The sequence below is a fragment of the Arthrobacter sp. Hiyo1 genome (assembly GCF_001263615.2).
In the GTDB taxonomy this organism is placed as follows: Bacteria; Actinomycetota; Actinomycetes; order Actinomycetales; family Micrococcaceae; genus Arthrobacter.
Genome location: NZ_DF952476.1, coordinates 157,367 through 159,067 on the forward strand (window position 1 = coordinate 157,367; position 1,701 = coordinate 159,067).

General features: G+C 66.3%; 2 pseudogenes and 2 riboswitches. Of the pseudogenes, one reads left to right on the plus strand and one right to left on the minus strand.

What is annotated here, in order from left to right:
- Positions 1-50: 50 nt before the first annotated feature.
- Positions 51-154, minus strand: a riboswitch (glycine riboswitch).
- 1 nt (position 155) lies between these two features.
- Positions 156-254: riboswitch (glycine riboswitch) on the minus strand.
- Positions 255-340: 86 nt separating this feature from the next.
- Positions 341-1,263 (minus strand): annotated as a pseudogene (gene trmB / locus AHiyo1_RS21175) (tRNA (guanosine(46)-N7)-methyltransferase TrmB).
- Between the two features lie 176 nt (positions 1,264-1,439).
- On the opposite strand from trmB, the pseudogene AHiyo1_RS21180 reads away from it, so the two are divergent.
- Positions 1,440-1,701: pseudogene (locus AHiyo1_RS21180) on the plus strand (MFS transporter); the annotation flags it as partial.

Consider the following 1,701-nt stretch of genomic DNA (forward strand, 5'->3'; position numbering starts at 1 on the left):
TGAGGAACTCCATAATTCAGGTGGCGCGGACGCACCACGATGATTCGGTTCCTCCCCGCTCTGTATTGGACCTGAGAGTTTCCGCGTCCCTGCCTTGCGGCTGGACGCTTGCACCGTCGGTGAGTCCGGTTGCCCGGGCTGCTTTCCAGAGTTGCCTTGCCGCGGCGGTACATGGGCCTGAGAGATTCCTGGGGAGGATTTGCTCCTACGGCGCCTGCTGAAACGTACCGGCAGGGCTCTCCCGCCGCAGATCATAAGCGTGTGCCGCCTTCCGGTGACACGTCTCACATGGTATCCGGTGCCTGTGCGGCACGCAAAGGGCACGTGAGCATTCGTGAAGCTAAATCCTGCGGTAACTAAGGTCGAAGATCATGCGCCCGGCCTCGTGGGCCTTGTTTTCGAAGCTGGTGCGGATGCGGCCATCGAAGCGCGGAGCCCATCCGCCTACGTGGTCCACTCCCTCGTTGGGGCCGGTGTGCTCGGTGCTGACCGGTGCCCGGCCTTCCTTGACGGGGGCCCCGCCCACCATGGATTCGACTCCGGATTCCCACACTTGGGTGAGGGGGCTGTCCGCGCCGGCCCGCTCGCCGTCGTGCAGGTTTTCAAACTCGGTTGAGCCGGCCAGGACCTCGCGGACGTGGACGGCGTAGTTGGACCAGTCGGTGGCGATCCGCCACAGGCCACCCTTCTTGAGGGACCGCGCAGCGAGTTCGGCGAACGCGGGCTGGATGAGGCGGCGCTTGTGGTGCCGGGACTTGTGCCAGGGGTCGGGGAAGAAGACCCAGAGCTCGCTCACCGAACCGGCAGGAAGCATGGTAGCCAGGACCTCGGGCGCGTTGGCTTCGACCACCCGGACGTTGCTGAGCCCGCGGCTGTTGATCTTGATCATGGTGTTGGCCAGGCCCGGGGTGTAGACCTCCACGGCGAGGAAGTCCTTGTCCGGGTTCTCCTCCGCAGCGTGGCATACGGCGTCGCCGAGTCCCGAACCGATTTCAACGATCAGCGGTGCCTTGCGCCCGAACTCCGCTTCGGCGTCGAACACGTAGTCCGGGTGCACCGAGGTGTTGGCGACATGCCGCGGAACCTGGATGGCCCAGCGGTCCGAGTGCTCTTCCCACGCTGCCTGGCGGCGGCCCTGGAGGCGCGTCCGCGGCGCACGAAACTGACCGGCCGGCCGCCGTAGGTGCCGAAGGAGGCCTGGCTCCCTGGGGTCACGGGGCGCGAAGACTGCGGTGTTTCAGGGGATTCTGGGGTTTCACTCATCCCCTCCAGAATACCGTTGCAGGACCAAACGCCCGCGGCGGAACCTGCGCACTCTTCCGTCACGAGGCGTCCGCGCACGGGAGTGACTGCCAGAATGGGTTGGTGACCCCCGCTTCAAGCGCCCCCAAGAACACCAAGCCACACTCCGGCGTCGCGAGATACTTGTCGACGCCGAGATCGACGAGCTCCCCGCCGCCGAGCCCACCCAGGTCAAGACGCGCGGCGGACTCGTCTTCCTGGGGATCTGCCTGGTGCTCATCGGGCTGAACCTGCGGACGGTCTTCTCGAGCTTTTCGGCTGTCCTTCCGGAAGTCACCGCCGACGCCGGTCTGCCGGGCTGGGCGGTGGTTGTCCTCACCACCGTGCCGGTGACCTTGCTGGGTGTCTTCGCTCCGCTGGCGCCCATCCTGGCCCGCCGTTTCGGTGCCGAGAGGGTGC